This is a genomic window from Streptococcus periodonticum, from assembly GCF_003963555.1.
GTDB classification, from domain to species: Bacteria; Bacillota; Bacilli; order Lactobacillales; family Streptococcaceae; genus Streptococcus; species Streptococcus anginosus.
Map to the genome: position 1 here is coordinate 1,730,380 of NZ_CP034543.1, position 19,453 is coordinate 1,749,832.

General features: G+C 39.6%; 12 protein-coding genes and 4 pseudogenes. 6 read left to right on the forward strand and 10 right to left on the reverse strand.

The genetic code is table 11. The features are described from left to right. Nucleotides 1-323: 323 nt before the first annotated feature. Nucleotides 324-1,274 (forward strand): annotated as a pseudogene (locus EHW89_RS08475) (DDE-type integrase/transposase/recombinase); the annotation flags it as partial. A gap of 522 nt (nt 1,275-1,796) precedes the next feature. Here EHW89_RS08475 and EHW89_RS08480 read toward each other — a convergent pair. The 3 genes and pseudogenes from EHW89_RS08480 to tgt form a co-directional block, all read right to left on the reverse strand. Further along, nucleotides 1,797-3,614 carry an acyltransferase family protein gene (locus EHW89_RS08480; protein WP_126467831.1) on the reverse strand — a complete coding sequence of 606 codons (1,818 nt, stop codon included), beginning with the start codon at nt 3,612-3,614 and terminating at the stop codon, nt 1,797-1,799. Nucleotides 3,615-3,784: 170 nt separating this feature from the next. Beyond that, a pseudogene (locus tag EHW89_RS08485) lies at nt 3,785-4,432 on the reverse strand (uridine kinase family protein). Then, entirely contained in the window at nt 4,433-5,575 is a 1,143-nt protein-coding gene (gene tgt, locus EHW89_RS08490) for a tRNA guanosine(34) transglycosylase Tgt (protein WP_003026563.1), read from the reverse strand. Between the two features lie 178 nt (nt 5,576-5,753). On the opposite strand from tgt, the gene EHW89_RS08495 reads away from it, so the two are divergent. Next, nucleotides 5,754-6,599: a DUF975 family protein gene (locus EHW89_RS08495; protein WP_126467833.1), complete on the forward strand. Its 846-nt coding sequence runs from the start codon at nt 5,754-5,756 to the stop codon at nt 6,597-6,599. Nucleotides 6,600-6,855: 256 nt separating this feature from the next. Here EHW89_RS08495 and EHW89_RS08500 read toward each other — a convergent pair whose 3' ends face one another. The 6 genes from EHW89_RS08500 to EHW89_RS08530 form a co-directional block, all read right to left on the reverse strand. After that, on the reverse strand, nt 6,856-7,332 hold the full coding sequence (locus EHW89_RS08500; protein WP_126467835.1) for a kinase: 477 nt from the start codon (nt 7,330-7,332) through the stop codon (nt 6,856-6,858). Between the two features lie 17 nt (nt 7,333-7,349). Next, nucleotides 7,350-7,787, reverse strand: a complete 438-nt coding sequence (locus EHW89_RS08505) for a CoA-binding protein (RefSeq protein ID WP_126467837.1) — start codon at nt 7,785-7,787, stop codon at nt 7,350-7,352. A 166-nt stretch (nt 7,788-7,953) separates the two neighbouring features. Continuing rightward, the gene (gene polA, locus EHW89_RS08510; RefSeq protein ID WP_126467839.1) at nt 7,954-10,599 is read right to left on the reverse strand and encodes a DNA polymerase I; all 2,646 of its coding nucleotides are present in this window, start codon (nt 10,597-10,599) and stop codon (nt 7,954-7,956) included. 298 nt (nt 10,600-10,897) lie between these two features. After that, the gene (locus EHW89_RS08520; protein WP_126467841.1) at nt 10,898-11,929 is read right to left on the reverse strand and encodes a sensor histidine kinase; all 1,032 of its coding nucleotides are present in this window, start codon (nt 11,927-11,929) and stop codon (nt 10,898-10,900) included. Between the two features lies 1 nt (nt 11,930). Next, entirely contained in the window at nt 11,931-12,617 is a 687-nt protein-coding gene (locus tag EHW89_RS08525; protein WP_126467843.1) for a response regulator transcription factor, read from the reverse strand. 97 nt (nt 12,618-12,714) lie between these two features. Further along, on the reverse strand, nt 12,715-14,811 hold the full coding sequence (locus EHW89_RS08530; protein WP_126467845.1) for an SSURE domain-containing protein: 2,097 nt from the start codon (nt 14,809-14,811) through the stop codon (nt 12,715-12,717). 151 nt (nt 14,812-14,962) lie between these two features. On the opposite strand from EHW89_RS08530, the pseudogene EHW89_RS08535 reads away from it, so the two are divergent. The 4 genes and pseudogenes from EHW89_RS08535 to EHW89_RS08550 all read left to right on the forward strand — a co-directional run bounded on the left by EHW89_RS08535 (nt 14,963) and on the right by EHW89_RS08550 (nt 19,236). Beyond that, nucleotides 14,963-15,499, forward strand: a pseudogene (locus EHW89_RS08535) (histidine phosphatase family protein). 215 nt (nt 15,500-15,714) lie between these two features. Beyond that, nucleotides 15,715-17,589 (forward strand): winged helix-turn-helix transcriptional regulator, encoded by a 1,875-nt coding sequence (locus EHW89_RS08540; RefSeq protein WP_126467847.1) that lies wholly within the window; start codon nt 15,715-15,717, stop codon nt 17,587-17,589. Next, the gene (locus EHW89_RS08545) at nt 17,573-18,496 is read left to right on the forward strand and encodes a DMT family transporter (protein WP_006270512.1); all 924 of its coding nucleotides are present in this window, start codon (nt 17,573-17,575) and stop codon (nt 18,494-18,496) included. Before EHW89_RS08540 ends, EHW89_RS08545 begins: the two co-directional genes overlap by 17 nt. A gap of 35 nt (nt 18,497-18,531) precedes the next feature. Then, nucleotides 18,532-19,236, forward strand: a complete 705-nt coding sequence (locus EHW89_RS08550; RefSeq protein ID WP_003071385.1) for a sugar phosphate nucleotidyltransferase — start codon at nt 18,532-18,534, stop codon at nt 19,234-19,236. A gap of 57 nt (nt 19,237-19,293) precedes the next feature. On the opposite strand, the pseudogene EHW89_RS09690 reads toward EHW89_RS08550, so the two are convergent. After that, nucleotides 19,294-19,368: pseudogene (locus EHW89_RS09690) on the reverse strand (IS3 family transposase); the annotation flags it as partial. Nucleotides 19,369-19,453 lie beyond the last annotated feature (85 nt).

A 19,453-nucleotide genomic window follows, 5' to 3' on the forward strand; every position in this document is an offset into this window, starting at 1 on the left:
GGACCCTGATTTAACGAAGTCCAAAAGAAAATCCCAACAAACGAGAGCCCCTCATGCTGTTAGTCAACTAAAACAAGTTAACGCTTTCTTACGCACTGAACACTTTCAATCATTGGTTGTGTTACATACTTATACAAGTGTGAAAGCTTGATAAATATAACTCTGACTATATTGTAGCACGTTTATTTAATTAAGACAAGCAAGTCAAAAAAGTTAAATGTATGTGGTTGTAGCGTTACAATAGATGTGAGACCTGAGTACCAAAAAAGAAGAAACCTTGATATGATTAGTTCTGATACAACCATCAAAAAAGGAGTCTTCTCATGAATAGTATACCACAAAACATCCGCTACCTGCCACATACTTTGGATACACGCTATCACGCTGTCAAAACCTATCGCAACGGTACCTCTGTCGCCTTTATCTGTCGGAGATACAAAATCTCAAAAGCCTCTCTTATGCGTTGGAATAAACGGTTTGATGGAAGCAAAGAATCTCTATGTGACAAATCCCATCGCCCTCTGACCCCTCATCCAAATAGTCACACCAATGAAGAAATCAATTGGATCAAACAGTGTATCCGCCGCAATCCTAAGGCTACTCTGATTGAAATCTTCTACAAACTCAAAACAAACAAAGGATACCACAGACATCATTGCTCCCTCTTTCGTATCCTGAGAAAATTAGGCTTCTTCAAAGCTCCTAAAGAAAAGAAAAAAACCTACAAACCAAAACCCTACCATACGCCGACCGAAATCGGAGTGAAGTGGCAAATGGATGTCAAATATGTCCCAAAACACTGTTACACCGGCTCTATCCCTGATAAATTCTATCAGTATACTGTCATCGACGAAGCTTCCAGAGAGCGATTTATCTATCCTTTTAAGGAGCAAAGCTCTCATTCTACAGTTCAATTTTTGAAATTGGCTATTCGTCATTTTGGTTATCAGCCCAAAATCCTGCAAACAGATAATGGTGTTGAATTTACACACTTTAGAGAGACCAAGCAAGCCCATCCGCTTGACCTTCTTTGTGAGGAGTTGGGGATTGAGCATAAGTGTATCAAACCTCGAACACCTCGACACAATGGCAAGGTAGAACGAAGCCATCGCAATGACAATAAACGATTCTACAAACATCTCCAGTTTTATTCCTATGACGATCTCATCAAACAGATGGAGCGCTATCTCTACAAATCCAATCGATTGCCTATGCAAACTTTAAACTGGATGTCACCTATCGAAATAAGAAAAACGAGTCTGGGACAAAACTCTTGTAGAAGGTATAAAAAACGAACAAAGATGGATTTTCAAAGTTTCGAAGTCCATCTTTGTTCGTTTTAATTTCAGTTTTTTCATTAAATTTATAGTAGATAATAAAGAATTTCTAAAACGAAAATCTTTTTGTCCCAGACTCGAATACCATATCAAGTTTTTTGATAACTTTCGTTTGGTCTCACATCATTGACAAACGTACATTTGAGCAAGTTTTTTTAATTTTTTATTTGAAAACGTTCCCTTTTCTTATTGATCTTTTATCATCCTATGGAAAATCAAGAAAGTGGAAATTGAAAACCCTATTAGTCGTAACGATAAACACAAAAAATCAAGTCTCATTTAACATGAGGCTTGATTTTTACAAATCATTTTTTCTTGATATAAAAGTAGGTAGAATTACTTGGTAAGAAGACAAACTAACCCTTCCATTCTTAAAGTCAGTTTGTTTCCTACTGGCTTAGTTAAAGGACTTGTATAGATTTTTTAACCGCAAGGATGACGCCCCCATGCCTCAGGAACTTATTTGTGCTTTACAGGTCCATCTGCTGCTTTTGCGACAGCCTTTTGGATTTGCTGCGCATAGAGCCGACCACCCGCAGCAATCGTGTCTGCATCTTCTCCAAAGTGGATATTATCACTACCCACCCAGATTTCTGGGTGCTGCTTGGCAGTAGCGTTCCAGTCTGCAATACTAACGTAGGCATATTTCTTGGCTAACTCTCTGGCATATTGCGCATGTTTTTCGGCGACAGGATTGTCATATTTGTCTGAGTTACCATCGTATGGAGTTACCAGAATAAGCCGGTGTCCCTTCGGTAAAGCCTTGACCAGCTCATTCAGCTCTTCTTCATAGTTAAAGACAATATTAACACCGGTTGCTACCACGACGGTCTTGAGCAAGCCGCCAGCTGCAGCATTATTGCTCAGAATTTCACGAGCCTGAGCTGTGTTGCGACTGCCTTGGGCATCGACTTGTGCATCTGGCAGAACTTCCTTGAGCGGGGTGCTAGCCCGCAAGGTAACAGAATCGCCAATAATCGTCACACCGTCTGCAATATTGTATTTACTGGCTTCTCCTTTTTCTGCAAGACTTTTAGTCTGATTTAGCTTGGCGTCTGCCTGATGAAGGCCATTGACTAGCATATCTGTCTCAAACGCCCCAATCTTCGGAGCGAGTCCGATAGCCAACAGGCTGATGAGAAACAAAACTACCGAACTGATTGCCAAGACCTTTTTCAACTGCGGAAAATGCAAGTCCCAATCGAGAAAAGCAGGGGCTTTCCCAGCAATGATTGGCTCAATAACATAAAAGGACAGGCCGGCAAAAGCAAGGGAAAGAAGACTTGTTAACATCACCGCAGGCAGATTGCCCATCAGTTGTGAAAAAATTGTGTAGAAAGGCCAGTGGAAAAGATAGATTCCATAACTCGTATCAGCAATTACTGTTAAAACCAGCGGTTCTTTTAGGTCAGGAGTCTTCTCATGCAAGACCCGCGTAGCCAATATCATAGCCGCCGCTGACAAACTGGCCAAAAGAAAGCCAAATAAATAGGTAAAAAGCGAATCAAACTTGACCCAAAGCATCATCACGACTAAGAGACCCGCTCCCGCTGCAAAGACCAGACAAGCTTCTCGCAAAGGCCAAGAGCGAATCACTTTCTTTAACAAGCCTGTCGTCTGTTTGATACCAGTCAGGGTCGCTAGAATACTACCGACAAAGAAGGGATAAATGTGAGTCCATGTTGAGAAATAAAGCCCCGAAAAACTGAGTCCTAAAAGGCCGCCAATAAACATACTGAGAAAGCTGATAAGCAAGCCCAACGAAGACAGCAAAAAGATGCTGCCCCTCAGCTGACCGGCTGTTTTGCAGTATTTGGCCAAGTACCAGACAGCCAGCCCCCAAAGTAGATAATAATGAACCTCTACAGCCAGACTCCAGTTATGAACAAATAAATGTGGGATAAACTGGGCCTCGTAGCTTCCACCCGTCATCATTTCATAAAAATTGGTCACAAAGCCCATGACTGCCGCAATCTGCGTTCCGATACCGGCCACAAAATCCCGTCGAATCAAAAAGGTAAAGGGCATGACCACCAATACCATGACAATGACAGGGGGAACAATCCGATAAAAACGCCGTCGAAAGAAGGCTAGAAGCTCTATTTTTTTACTCCGAGAAAACTCATCAACCAAGAGCGCTGTAATCAGGAAACCCGAAAAGGTGAAAAAGACATCTACGCCGAGAAATCCCCCGGGGAATAACTTTTGAAAAAAGTGATACAAGAGAACCAGCAATAAGCCTGTCACTCGAACCATTGAAAACCATTTGATACGCATATTTCTCCTACATCCTGTTCACTACTGCTGCAGACCGACCAACTCCTGCAAACCTAGAACACTGCTGAGGCAAGTAAGCCAAAAATTCTGTGAATTGCTGCATTTAGCAACGTTACTATAAAATCTATTTTACCAAAAAATAGGCCCAAAAAACCAAAAGACCTGGAATTTTATTTCCCAAGTCCATTGCTTATTTTATCTATTTTAAAGCCCTCTTCAGTCTGGCTGATGAGAAAATCAGCCTCTTCCTGATACATTTTATAGTAGTGTTCATATTGCTGGCGGCGGCTGGTGTGCGCTTGCCGAATCCAGTGCACATCGCGACCTCGAACGGCTGTATCTCGAGCCAAGCGGCGCTCTAATTCCGTCGCTGTATTGGTGTAAAAACAAATGGACAAATCAAACAATTCTTTCGGCAGAAAAGCAACTGACATGCCTTCCACAATTAGAATTGGTTTTTCCGCTGAAAGTCGCTGACCTGGTGCCCAAGGCTAGTCAATCGTCACTATATCGCAGCCAGATTGCAAAGCTCTTATATCACGTTCCAAGCTCTTCAATTCATGAGCCACTGGAAGACAGGCTGTCACTTTTTGCTCAGGAAATTCTTTAACCGCCAGCAAGTCACGATATTCCCCGTCTATTATATAAGGGTCAGCCGCAAGTAGATTGACTCGTTCTTGCCCCAGTTCTTCTACTAAACGTTTGGCAAAAGTAGATTTTCCAGAAGCACCGTGTCCGTAAATCGCAAGCGTATGTTTTTTCCCATCCAGCAAATAATTCTTGACTACTTCTACTAACGACTTCTCACCGTGATTCATCTAGAAATTCCTCTTTGAATGATTGTAACCATAGCGCTCGATGAAATCTTCACGAAATTCAAGCAAATTGTCATCTAGAATGGCTTGGCGGACATTTTTCATCAGATTGATGAGGAAATAGAGATTATGATAGCTGGTTAGGCGGAGTCCAAAGGTTTCATCAGCCTTGAGCAAATGACGAAGATAAGCGCGCGTATAGTTTTTGCAGGTGTAGCAATCACAGTTATGATCGAGCGGTGTGAAATCCTCTGCAAATTGAGCATTTTTCACGACCAAACGCCCCTCACTGGTCATGCAGGTACCATTTCTAGCAATTCGTGTTGGTAGCACGCAGTCAAACATATCCACACCACGTATTACCCCGTCAATCAGACTGTCTGGCGCTCCAACTCCCATGAGATAGCGAGGCTTGTTTTCAGGCAGCATCGGAGTTGTAAAGTCCAATACGGCATTCATCTCTTCATGAGATTCACCTACAGCTAAACCACCAATGGAATATCCTGGAAAATCCATACTAACCAAATCATGGGCTGACTGGCGGCGCAAATCTTCAAAACCAGCACCCTGCACAATCCCAAAGAGACCCTGGTCATGCGGACGGCGATGCGCTTTGAGTCCACGCTCTGCCCAGCGGCTGGTCCGCTCAATGGATTTCTTGACATAATCGTACGGTTGATAGAACTGCGGGCATTCATCAAAGGACATCATGATGTCACTGCCTAGATTGTTTTGAATAGAAATGGCCTTTTCTGGGGAGAGAAACATTTTTGCGCCGTTCAGGTGATTCTTGAAGGTCACCCCTTCTTCGGTGATGTTACGGCTGTCTGCCAAGGAATAAACTTGAAAACCACCGCTGTCTGTCAGAATAGCCTGATCCCAGTTCATAAATTTATGAAGTCCACCAGCACGCGCAATCAGCTCATCACCCGGCCGCAACCAGAGATGGTAGGTATTGGATAAAATAATCCCTGAACCCATTTCTTTGAGTTCTTCTGGCGACTGGGTCTTGACGGTCGCCTGGGTTCCAACCGGCATAAACATGGGAGTTGGAAAAGTGCCATGCGGCGTGATAATTTCTCCCAAACGAGCACCTGTGTGCTTCTCTTTTTTAATCAAACGATATTGAATCGGTGAATCTGACATTTTTACCTCCGATACTGGGAAAAACAGTCCCAGACCTTCATTTTACAGTGTGTGAGTTCATTTGACTCACAACATCCTGTATGATTTTATCAAAAAAAGGAAGAAAGATAAAGTAGATAAAAACTTTTCTTTCTCTTAGAAGAATATGGTATAATATTTTTCAATATAGGAGGCAAATATGAACTTAAGTGAATTGCGAGCAGAGGCTCGTCGTATCCAACGCCAAACCAAGGGAATCTACGCACTCTTTTTAGTGCCAATTGTGACTGCGATTGTTTCCGTTGTTTACAATTATTCTTCAGACACCTTGTCCAATAATATCTTACAATATGGCATCCAAAATACGGTTGTCCACGGGATCAATCGTTCTCTTTTTCCAATTGCAATTGGTTTTATCGTATCTTTCTTTTTAACTGCTGCCTTTTGGACCTTACTGGAAGTCATTCGTGGAAAACGACAAGAGGTGCATTTTACAGATTCCATTCGGACTTTTGACAGTAAAATAATTGGTCCTGTTTTCATGACGCTTTTGCTCAAACGCGTATTGATATTTCTGTGGAGTATTTTCGTCTGGATTGGGAGCGGTATGATGATTCTTGCTAGTTTTAGTATCATTAAACTCCTCCCCAATTCTCAAGATATTTCACAAAACGTTGCGCTTCAAACAACTATTGGAACTTTATTGCTCTACATTCTTATCGGTTTTCTCTTGATGATTATAGGCGTTCTGATTGCACTTCCTCAGTACTATGCCTATTCTCAAGTGGAATTTATCCTCTGTGACAGCTTGGAAAACAATAGCTACGATGGCGCCTTTAAAGTAATCCGTGCGAGTCGTCAGATGATGAAAGGTTATAAGGGCAAGAGATTTGTTCTTGATTTAACCTTTATCGGTTGGTACTTGCTAAGTGCCATTACCTTTGGAATTGCTTCTATTTATGTTTATCCCTACGTTTATACAGCTCAGACTTTTTTCTATGAAGCTGTCAGAAAGGAAAAAGAACAACCTCCGATTTTCTCTTAGTTTTTCTAACTCTGAAAAATAAAATTAACCTCACAAAGACTTGGACAGTTGTTCAGGTCTTTTAAGTTGCTTTCAATTCACTTTACATAAGTCGCCCTCAGGAAATACCATAAACTCTACACAAAAAGCCACCAATTGGGTGACTTTATTAGGGAGATTATTATGAAAAAGTTTAGGATTTCTATCAAACAAAGTTAGGAGGTCTTCATTTGATAAATATAGTATAACCAAGTTAGCTTAAACCAAACTTAATTTTTTAGAACAAATTGATTTTTTTAGAAATTTCTTGAAAGGCATCTTCCAGCGAATCTTGATCTGTAAAAGTTGCTACTTCCCAACCTAAGAAATCACATTCTTTCCACCAACGTTTCATGTCAGCTGGACTGAAATCTGCTTTCTTGCTCCTAGTTTGGTGGCGACGAACCGTCTCTTCAAAAGTCAAATCATAATAGTAAGATAGAACTTTTGGATAAAAGAGGTCACGCAGTTCTTCTAGCATTTGCCTGTAAATGTCTGTTTCATAAAATCCTTCAACGATAACCAACAAATCTCGCTCATAGCCATAACGGGCAATGGTTGCCGTCAAAGAGATTGACAAATTGTCCGGACCGACTTTTTCTTTTAGCATGTCACGGCAAACGACATCTTGAGAAATGACAAGTGTCCTTCGTCCATAATACTCTTGCAATTTCTTTGCCAGACTCGTTTTTCCTGAACCAGAATTACCTCTGATATCACCAACGTTGGCATTTACCCTCCTAAAATCAGACGGGTATGCTCCTGCTTGATACAGCGGTTCATGACAATATCATCGTGCCCAACTGCACGAAGGATTTGCTCGGCTTCTTCATTTTCCAAGCCCAATTGTGCCCAGAAAATCTTAGCATTCACTTGCAGAAAATCACGCGCCACATCTGGCAAAAACTCACTGCGACGGTAGACATCAACAATATCCACCGAGAAAGGAATGTCCTTGAGACTAGCATAGACGGTTTCTCCTAAAATCTGACCGCCGGCTGCTCGGGGATTGACCGGAACAATCCGATAGCCCCGTTCTTGCATCTCCTTGGATACACGGTGGCTGGTTGCTTCTTCACGATCTGACAAACCAACAACCGCAATCGTCTTACTATTTTCTAAATAATGTTTGACAATCCCGTCGCTGGGATTTTTGAAATGATAGGTCATAAAATTTTCTCCGTAATCTTTTATGTATCGTAAGCCATGCTGTTCCTTTTTGAATCAGAAACACAAATACTTTATAAAGTTGAATGTACTTGCTTTAAAAGTTTCTTATCTGAACTGAGCACAGCTAAAAAATCAGAGTGATATCCTCTTTTGGGTACTTTTGATTCTACTTTGCTTCATACCAGGTCTTGCCTGCGCTTTCGTCCGCTTTCAAGGGAACAGAAAGTTCAATAGCAGATTCCATGATGTCTTTGACCAACGTTTTGATAGCGGTCAGTTCGTTTTCGGGTACTTCTAGCACAATTTCGTCATGAACTTGCAATAGCATTCTGGTTTTAAAATTCCCATCTATCAGAGCTTGATCCAGTCGAATCATTGCAATTTTAAGAATGTCTGCGGCTGAGCCTTGAATTGGCGAATTGATTGCCGTCCGTTCTGCAAATCCTCGAACATTGAAGTTACGAGAATTGATATCCGGAATCTCCCGACGACGGTGAAAGAGAGTTTCTACATAGCCCTTGTCTCGTGCCTCTCGCACTACATTTTCCATATAATTCTTGATACCCGGATAGCGCTCAAAATAAGTATCAATATAGGACTTCGCTTCCTTACGGCTAATCCCCAGATTGTTGGCAAGTCCAAAGTCAGAAATTCCGTAGACAACACCAAAGTTGACAGCTTTGGCATTGCGGCGGTCATTTGGTGTCACATCTTCTGGTCTTTCGATATTAAAAACCCGCATGGCTGTCGAAGTGTGAATGTCCGCTCCGTGTCTGAATGCCTCAATCAGATGTTCATCACCTGAAATATGCGCCAAAACCCGCAACTCAATTTGCGAATAATCAGAGCTAAGTAAGACACTGTTCTCCCACTCTGGCACAAAAGCTTTCCGAATCAAGCGCCCTTGCTCTAGGCGAATTGGAATATTTTGCAGATTAGGGTCAACACTTGATAGTCGTCCTGTCTGAGTCAAATCTTGAAGAAAGCGAGTATGAATCTTTCCGTCCGCCAAAATCCAGTCCTGTAGCCCCATGACATAGGTTGATTGAATCTTAGCAATTTGCCGATAGTCCAGAATTTTTTCCACAATTGGCGCGATTGGTGCCAAACGTTCCAATACATCTACTGCCGTAGAGTAGCCCGTTTTGGTTTTCTTAGTAAAAGACGTTGGCAAACCTAGTTTTTCAAAGAGAATACCCCCCAACTGTTTAGGTGAGTTAATGTTAAACTCCTCGCCAGCAAGCTCATAGATGTCCTGCGTTAGTTGGGTAAGAAGCACCTCATTTTCAGCCTGCATGGTTTGCAATGTTTCGCGCTTTACCTTGATACCAGCAATTTCCATTTTAGCTAGTACAAAGGCTAAAGGTTGCTCCATTTCGTACAGCAGATTAAGCTGGTCATGCTGGCGCAGCAAGTCTGTCATAGGCTTTTCCGTTTCAACGAGAACTGTGACTTTTCTGGCTAAATGGCTCAATAAAATAGCTTTTTCAGGCAGTGCCCGCTTAGCGCCTTTCCCATAAACCGCCTCATCTTCGGCGAGTTTGGTCTTGCCATAAAGACCAGCAATTGTTGCGATTTCATTGTTATCAACGGTTGAAAGAAGGTACTTAGCTAAACGGCTATCAAATGCAGGTCGCGAAAGCTCAATGCCTAAGCGACTGAGCAAGACCTTGGAGCGTTTAAAATCATAAACCTTGAGGGCTGTGTTTTCCAAAAATTCTTTGAAAGCTGGTTGCTGCAAGAGGTTGATGTCCTGACTGGCATAAATCTGCTGTGCATTTCCCCACGCAAAGCCCACCATCTCGTCTATGTGGTAATTGTCCCCCAACATTTCAAAGTAGAAAAAATCATCTTTACTGAGCATTTCTGGACGGACTTCCGTCACTTCCTCAAAAGCAATGTCAGCCGCCTCTTCTGGCTCTACTTCCGCTTCCAGCGCTTGCTTAAATTGTTTAAAGCCCATTTCATCATAGAATCTACCTAGTTGTTTAATATCTGATCCTCGATAGAGAATATCTTCTAAACCGATTTCAATCGGAGCTTGAGTGTCAATAGTGACAAGTGTTCTAGACAAGAAAGCTATCTCTTTATCATTGATGAGATTTTCCTTCATCTTAGACTGCTTCATTTGGTCAATGTTGTCATAAATGCCTTCCAGAGAGCCGTATTCCCAAAGGAGCTTGAGTCCCGTTTTCTCACCGATTTTCGTCACACCAGGGATATTGTCCGAAGAATCACCCATAAGAGCCTTAAGATCAATAAATTGTGTGGGTGTGATTCCCATTTTTTCCACGAGGTAGGCTGGTGTAAATTCCTCGAACTCAGCCACACCTTTTTTAGAAATTTCCACAATAGTATTATCATCGGCCAGCTGGATCAAGTCCTTGTCTCCGCTCACGATTGTCACATCGTAAGGAACAGCTGTGTTTTCAGCCATTTTATCCAAAGTACCGATAATGTCATCTGCCTCATACTGATCCAAATCATAATAGCGAATACCCAACTTATCTAGCATTTCGCGAATAAAAGGCAGCTGTTCACGAAATTCCTCTGGTGTTTTAGCCCGACCGCCCTTGTAATCAGCATACATCTCTGTCCGAAAGGTGGTCTTCCCCGCATCAAATGCCACCAAGATATGAGTCGGCTGTACACGTTCTATCAAGTGATTCAACATAAGATGAAAGCCGTAAATGGCATTAGTGTGAAGCCCAGACGGACTCTTAAAACGGTCAATTTGATTATACAGTGCAAAAAAAGCACGAAAAGCGACGGACGAGCCGTCAATCAACAGTAATTTATTCTTGTTTTCCATAGGTTTATTATAACATGAAACCAAAAAAATTTTTTGATTAAGGATAGTGGTAGCACACAAAAAGCCTAAGAAAATTTTCTTAAGCCTTTATACTATTTTGATACAACAACTTTTCCAAATGTTTCACCGCATCTGCAAAGTGATCCACTACATACGTAGCTGCTTCTTGGACAGCCTTCGGAGCATGTGCCATACAGTAGGAAAGATCGGATTTTTCAAAGACTGCAAACTAACTAATAAAAATAAAGAATGAGATAAACCGGAAATGTTCATTTTTCTAGTCTATCTCACTTTCATTTTATAAATCTAATACAAGCGAAAAACTGCTACCTTGTCCATACTCACTTTGCACGAAAATATCACCACCCAATTGGCGTGCCAATTCACGTGCAATATAGAGCCCTAGACCGTGTCCGCCAGTTTTCATATTGCGAGAAGATTCTACCCGATAAAGTCGTTTAAATATTTTCTCCAAATCCTCTGACTTAATGCCCTGACCTTCATCTGCCACCGTTAAAGTCAAGCGCTTATTGTCAACCGCCGCATCAATAGTAAGCTTAGTGCCTGCTTCTGAATACTTAAAAGCATTGCTGACCAGATTGAGAATAATCCGTGACAGCTTATCATAATGACTCACGATTTTGGCTGATTCTGGCTGCACCGAAATCTGAATATCTCGGTCTTCTTTATCAATCACCAATTGGAACTCCGACATAATATCAATCAAGAGCTTATCAAGGAAAATCTCTTCTTTTTCAAGCGGTACATCTGGCTGATTCATCGTATTCAGAGTGATAAAACTTAGCTCCTCGACCAGCTTATTCAACCGATCGGTCTGCCGACTGATGGTTTTGAGATAATACTGCTGCTCATCTGCCGCAATCACACCATCCAACATTCCTTCGACAGTTGCCTGAATGGATGTTAAAGGCGTTTTAATATCGTGTGAGAGCTGAGCAATCATCAAACCCTTTTCCTTCTCACTTTCTTCCAACGAAGTAAAGGTACTTTGCAAGTTTCTTGACATATTATTAAAAGCATCTGCTAGCTCTTTAAATTCAGTAGGATTTTTAATGTCGTTCACCGTTTCAAACTTCTTGTCAGAGATTCCTTTTATGAGTTGTTTTAATTTATCCAAAGAAAGAAAGACACGGCTCAACAGCAAAAGGCTAACCAATGCCCCTGTAATACTAGCCAGAATGCTAATACCAATAATAAAATAAATATCACTTTTTGAAATCAGCATGGTGTTGACAGACCAGATAATGGCAACAACCGTGATCGTTGTGGAAATGAGGTATCCCACAATAATAAAGTGCTTTAATTTCATCTTACACCTCTATCTTATAGCCCAGTCCCCAAACAGTCTTAATCGTGGGTGTTTTTTCTGTACTGTATTTTGCTAAATCTTGCCGCAAGGCATGAATGTGAACATTCAACGTATTTGTATCATCTACAAAATCTTCTTGCCAGACTTTCTCATACAATTCTGTCTTAGAAAAGACCCGCTGAGGATTGCTGGCCAAAATCCATAGCAACTCAAACGATTTAATGGTCATCATCAACGATTGTCCGTGCACTGTCACTTCGCGCGTTGCATGATTTATCTCTAAATCCCCTAGTTGGAGTTTTTCATCTGCTCCCACACTGCGGTGAATGCGCCGCAAGATATTATGCACCCGCAACACCAACTCCCGCGGACTGAAAGGTTTGGTAATAAAATCATCCGCTCCCATACTGAGGGAATAAATTTTATCCGGTTCAGATGTTTTAGCAGTGATAAAAAGGAAAGGTTGATCCGGAGCAAGATACTGCACTTCGCCAATCAAATCATACCCGTCCATGTTGGGCATCATAATGTCGGTGACAATCAAATCAATCGGATATTTCTTAAAAAGCTCCAAAGCTTCCTGCCCATCATGCGCCACATTGACTTCATAACCTGCCTGTGTTAAATAACGCTTGTTAATCTCGGTAATCTCTATTTCATCATCTACTAACAAAATTCTCTTCGTCATTTTCTTACCTCTATTGTGAAAAATAGTGTTATACCACGAAAAAGTATAACACTATTTCTATACTTGATTCAAGCGTTATTGCTCACAAATGCGAGAATTACTTCTTTTCTCTGCGTTTCATGCCAACAAGTGCTAAAATAGCTGCTGCACTTAATCCAAGAAGTCCTAGGACTGTCAAGCCAAGAGAGGATTTTTGACCTGTATTAGGAAGCGATTTTTTGCTTGCTGTAGCTTGTCCACCTTTTGAAGTTGTTGCAGAAGGTGTGCCACCTTTATTTGAATATTTGCTTCCGTCATGATCTGCTTTTTTACCTTGGTTTTGTGCCTGATCATTTTGACCTTGTTGAGATTGTCCTTTAGAGTCCGCTTTCTTTTCACCTTTTAGGTTAATCGTCACAGGTTTCGTCGCAATGACATTCTTCAAGTCCGCTTTGCCATCTTTGGTTGCTCCATACACTGTAACAGTCGCTTTATAAGAATGCGTACCATTAGCTTTTAGTTGGTCTAATAAAGCTTTATCCTGTTTACCTGCTGCATTACCATCTAGTGAGACTTGATAGAAATATTGCCCCTTTCCTAAACCTGCAAGTGGTAGGAGACCTGCATGGTTTGCTTTACCATTATCTGACCATGAGGCGCCGTCTGAGGATTTCAACAAGAGACGTGTTAACATACCGTCACCACCAAAAAGTTCATACGGAATCACTTGATTAACACCAGCCGTAAATGGTCCTGGATAAACTGCATTTGTTAAATAACTTGCAGGGACATCAATTTTATCTTTGATGTTGTCTACTACGGATTTTTTCACTTGGTCAACGGTCGTAGTGCCATTCAAATTCAGATTTACTTGACGTGTTGCGATAACATTGTTCAAGTCTGCCTTACCATCCTTAGTTGCACCGTAAACCTTAACAGTCGCAGTGTAAGTATGAGTACCATTCGCTTTCAATTGATCCAAGAGGGCCTTGCCTTGTTTACCGGCCGCATTACCATTGAGTGACACTTGATAGAAATATTTACCTTTTGGAATGTTGGCAAAGGGTAGTAAGCCAGCGTGTTTTGCCGTGCCGTTATCTGACCACGGTGCACCGTCTGAGGATTTCAACAAGAGACGTGTTAACATCCCATCACCACCGAAGAGTTCGTACGGAATGACTTCATTCACCCCTGCTGTAAAGGGACCAGGGTGGTTCGCGTTTTGTAAGAAGGAAGCAGGAACATCTGTACTGCCCTTGATATTATCCGCTACAGATTGCTTAGCTTGAGCAAGAGATGGATCTTCTTGCGCTTTTTGACCATTCAAATTCAGATTTACTTGACGTGTTGCGATAACATTGTTCAAGTCTGCCTTACCATCCTTAGTTGCACCGTAAACTGTGACGGTTGCGGTATAACTGTGTGTGCCGTTCGCTTTCAGTTGATCCAAGAGAACTTTGCCTTGTTTGCCGGCCGCATTACCATTGAGTGACACTTGATAGAAATATTTACCTTTTGGAATGTTGGCAAAAGGTAGTAAGCCAGCGTGTTTTGCCGTGCCGTTATCTGACCATGGGGCGCCATTTGAAGATTTCAACAAGAGACGTGTCAGCATACCATCACCACCGAAGAGTTCGTACGGAATGACTTCATTCACCCCTGCTGTAAAGGGACCAGGGTGGTTCGCGTTTTGTAAGAAGGAAGCAGGAACATCTGTACTGCCCTTGATATTATCCGCTACAGATTGCTTAGCTTGAGCAAGAGATGGATCTTCTTGCGCTTTTGGAGTTGCTTCTTTTACAACTGTTTCTGACGCCTTTTGGATTTTTTTCGCAGCTTCTGCAATGGATTCGCCTACTTTGTTTTCTTTTGTAACTTCTTGTTTTTCTTGCACCTTTTTATCTGGTGTTTGAGTTGTTCTGCCAGACAAATCTTGTGAGGGCTTAGTTGCATCTGGCGTTTCTTTCTTGTCAGCTGTTGTTTTTTCAGATTGTCCTACTTTCGAATCAAGTATGGATTTCCCAGATTCTGTTGGACTATTTGACGGGGCTGTCGTGACCACCTTGTTTTGCGTACCAACTTGGGCATTTACCGGATTGCTAATAAGAATAAAGAATCCACTTGCCACAACTACGGACGCAACACCTACACTTAACCGACGGATAGACCATTTTGTATATTTTTCATTATTTGAACGATGATTTTTGTCAACCATATTATTTACTCCTTTGATTATTTTTAATGGTTGATTAAAGTTTATCAAGCTCTTATTAACTATCCGTAAGACAAAGTTAAAGTTTTTCTTAAATAAGCATTATTTCTTGCTTATTTATAGAATTTTCACATGTTGGGATATACTAGATTACATGAACAACATTTATTATTTTGTCCGTCACGCGCACTCAACTTACACACCTGACGAATGGACACGCTCTTTGTCACAAAAGGGACTCACTTCCCTCTCACAATTAAAAATACTAAAGAATAAGCCAATCTCTGCTATTTATTCTAGTCCTTACCAACGAGCAATTGAAACGATTGAGCCTTTGGCACTAACCTTTGGGCTTCCGATTCAACTTGATAAGCGATTGATTGAACGAAAACTAAGCAGTCAGCAGGTTTCCGACCAAACATTTGAAACTACACTCAAACAACTTTGGCAAAATCCTGACAGTTCTCTACCGGGTGGCGAATAGAACCTCATGGCTCAAAAACGAGTTCTAGCATTTCTGCAAAAATTAGAAGAAAATCACCAAGATGAACACATCATCATCAGTTCTCACGGCAATCTGATTTGTATCCTGCTCAGCTATTTTGATGGACAAATCCATTATGATTTTTGGAAACAACTGCCCATGCCCGCTATTTTAATATTAAAAGATGAAAAAGTATACTTGCAGTAAGATTCGAATCAACTTTATCTATCAGTCACAAATTATTTTTTCACTAGTGAAACTCCTAAACCATTCCTATTTTAGTTTAGGAATTTTTATTTGACAAATGATTTTCCAATCACCTCAAGTCCTTATACAGTTTTTTTGCGTTCATAAAAATGTTGACAACAATCCAAAATAAGTATATAATTTAATTGTTCAAAAAATGAACAAAGGAGTGCGCCATGAATGACTTGTTTACTGTTTTATACGAACTCAATCAAAATAGATACTTGTCTCAACGAGAAATATCAGATAAAACTAATATTTCTCTGGGAAAAATTAACAATATCCTTAAATTATTAGAAGAAGAAAACTACTTGTTAATCGAAAAGAGAAAAAAGAATATTTATCATTTGACTGAAGCTGGCTTACAGCTATTGGAACGTTTCTTAAGAGAAGAACAGCAAAAAAAAATTTCATTGAGCAATGATAAAAAAGTTATCACGAATGCTGTCATCCTATTAGCTGGACAAGCACAAGAAATTAATATTCCTGTTGGATTACTACCTCTAGATAATGAAACCATTTTAGATAGAAGTATTCAATTATTGATTTCATCAGGTATTACCAATATCGTATTAGTTGTAGGTTTTGCCAAAGAAATGCTAATTCCGATTGAAAAAAAATATCCTCAGATACACATAGTTGTTAATCAACAATTTAAAACGACCGGAACAATGGCCTCTTTAGCAAAAGCAAAATCCTTTATAAATGATGATTTTTTACTGATTGAAGGAGATCTAGTATTTGAAGAACGTGGCTTGACACGACTTCTTCATTCTAACGATACTAGCAGTATTTTAATTACTAGTGTCCGAGAAAATTATGATGAAGCTATGGTTGAAATTCAAGGAGAACAAATTTCTAAGATAAGCAAAGATATCCATCAATTTAATCATATTGATGGAGAGATGATTGGAATGTCTAAATTCTCTTTTCCTTTTTTTGAAAAAATGTTAACTATTTTTTCAAAAAATGAAAATCCTCTTGTTAATTATGAGTATATCATGATGGATGTTGCTAGAGATTATCGTTTAGGATATGTCCGCGTAGATGATTTTATCTGGGGAGAAATTGATGATCAATCACAGATAAAATCTGTCACACAAATCATTTACCCACGCATTCTTCAAAAAGAAAAACGATTAGAAATTGACACTGTTCGCACGTTCATAAAAGATAAACTAGATGTTACAGATAAAGATATTGATTTATTAGAAAGTGCCGGTGGCATGACCAATAAAAATTATAAGGTCATTCTAAATGGACAATCCTTTATCGTCCGAATTGCTGGAAATGGGACTGATCGCTTTATTGATCGTACAGCTGAAAAAGAAAACAGCATCATTGCTCAAATTTTGGGACTTGATGTCGAGACAACTTATTTTGATGCTGAAACAGGAACTAAAATTAGTCAATTTATCACAGGTGCAGAAACACTGAATCCAGTAACAGCGGCTTATCCTAAAAATATGGAATTAACAACTAATTTACTGAGAAAACTACATCATTCTGGTTTAGAGTTCAGTAATGAATTTAATGTATTTAGAGAAATTGAAAAATATGAGCATTTAGCAGATGAAATGGCTGCCACTTATTATGAAGGATACCAAGTCTTACGACCTCTCGTTTTATCCTTGGAAAAAGATTTATTAAAAATGGGAATTGAAAAAAAACCATGCCATATTGATACTGTACCAGAAAATTTTGTTAAAGATAATCAAGGAAAAACTTTTTTAATTGACTGGGAATACTCTGGAATGAATGACCCTGTATGGGACTTAGCGAACCATAGTATTGAATGTAATTTTACAAATGCTCAGGAGCAACACTTACTAGAAACTTACTATCAAACCAAAGAACTTCCTCCACTGATTGAATTAAAAGTTCTTGCTTATAAAATTTGTTCTGATTTTGTCTGGTCAGCTTGGACAATTTTTAAAGAAAGTAGAGGCGATAACTTTGGTAGTTATGGAAAAGACCGTCTGGAGCGCGCTTGGAAAAATATGACCTTGTATCAAGAAAAAAGAGAGGATTATCATGAACTCTTATCGTAAAGGAATTTTCAGTGGTTTATTATCGGGACTACTATGGGGAGCAGATACAGCCTTTAATGGATGGGTGTTACTCGCCGTTCCATTTTCATTGGTTGACAAACGTTTAGTGGCTGCATCGTTACTTCTAGCTTTTTTCCATGATCTATTTTCTGCTTTATATTTAACACTTTTGCAGGGTATAAAAGGTGAACTACGAACGACTATTTCAAAATTCAAACTCAAAAGTGCTTTATTTGTAATGTTTGCTGCTTTATTTGGCGGTCCTATTGGCATGCGTGCTTATTTATATGCCATTGATACAATTGGAGCTGGATATACTGCAAGTATCTCCGCTCTATATCCAGTTGTAGCTGCCGTTTTAGGAGCTCTATTTTTAAAGGACTATCTAACAAAAAAAGGGTGGATAGGACTGCTTCTATCTGTACTAGCTATCAGTATATTAGGATATTCTCAGCTTAACTCTTTAAATGAACAAGCAGTTTGGGGGTTCATCGCGGCCTGTATTTGTGCTGGCGGTTGGGCATCAGAAAGCGTTATTTGCGCCTATGGTATGAAAGATGATATTACTCCAAAAGAAGCACTGTTCATACGGCAATGGGTATCCAGTATCGTTTACTTTTTCTTTATCGTTTTTGAAGGACATGCTTTGTTTAATTTTTACAGCGTATTAAGTCGTCCTATTACTTTTGCTATCATCGCTTTAGCGCTTATCGGTACTACATCCTACCTTTTCTACTATCAAGCTATTGATACAATCGGACCCGTCAAAGCAACAGGAATGAATGTCACCTACTCCATCTGGGCTATTATTTTTAGTATCTTACTAATTGGTGGACATTTTGATATAAAGTTGATTTTATGTAGTATCATGATTATCATCGGTACTCTTTTCATCTCAAAAGAGTGAACCATAACATTGTATAAATCAGAAAGTAGGTTATTATGAGAGCTATTATTTTAGCTGCTGGCATGGGAACTCGTCTCCGACCAATTACTCTAACGACTCCCAAATCTTTAATCAAGATAGGAAACGAAACCTTGATTGAACGACAAATCCATTTCTTACGAGAAAAAGGCATAGATGAAATTATTATTGTTACAGGTCACTTAGCCGAAAAATTTGAATTTTTAAAAGATAAATATCAAGTAACTTTAGTACATAATGACAAATATGCTATTTATAACAATTTTTATACAATGTATTTAGTCAAACAGTATCTATCAAATACTTATGTTATTGATGCCGATAATTATTTAGTTGATAATTTTTTGTCAAACAATCTAGAAACTTCTACTTATTTTTCTGCTTATAAAACAAATTTTAAGCAAGAATGGGTTCTTCACACCAATAGTGATTCTTTTGTGACAGATATCACTATTGAAGATGGAGAAGGACCTATTATGTGCGGAGTTTCCTATTGGAATTCTACAGATGGTGCTTTATTACAAGAAGCAATTGAAAAAAAATTTGAGTTAGGAAATTATGCAGATATTTATTGGGATAATATCGTTCTAGATCAGCTCCCTAACTTAAACGTTAAAATCCAATCTATTTCCCATAACAGTATTTTTGAAATTGATAGTCTAGAAGATTTGCAACATCTACATAATGTATTAGGATACTCCCAATATCAAAGTGATAAATAACGAATTCTTACAGAAAAAGAAGCAGAAAACTGTGTGCTGACTCCAAAATAATTGTTGAAAGGATTTGGTTTTGTATTGAACAGGACTCAATCCTTTTAATTTTGTTTTGATTCGCTTGTGATTGTAAGAATCATCCTTAAAATAATAGTCATCATCGAAAAGCATCATCATTACCAAACAACTATAGATTTGATTAAAAATTCTCTTCTTAGCTAAA